The sequence below is a fragment of the Paucilactobacillus vaccinostercus DSM 20634 genome (assembly GCF_001436295.1).
In the GTDB taxonomy this organism is placed as follows: Bacteria; Bacillota; Bacilli; order Lactobacillales; family Lactobacillaceae; genus Paucilactobacillus; species Paucilactobacillus vaccinostercus.
Map to the genome: position 1 here is coordinate 1 of NZ_AYYY01000069.1, position 203 is coordinate 203.

Consider the following 203-nt stretch of genomic DNA (forward strand, 5'->3'; position numbering starts at 1 on the left):
TGATCTTCGATCAATTCTTCATACAGGCGTGTAATTTTATCTTTAAGTATAGGATGGAACTTTTCCACGGCACGTTTCCAAGTAAATGAGTATTTATTGGCATCAGCTTCAATTTTTGTGCCATCGATAAATAGAGCTTGATCTTCGATCATACCATTGTCAGCTAGCAGCTTAGTAAAGTAGATAAAAGCGAGCTTAATAAG

1 pseudogene is annotated in these 203 nt (G+C 36.0%); it reads right to left on the reverse strand.

The window, feature by feature from the left end:
* A pseudogene (locus tag FC26_RS12900) lies at positions 1 to 203 on the reverse strand (IS5/IS1182 family transposase); the annotation flags it as partial.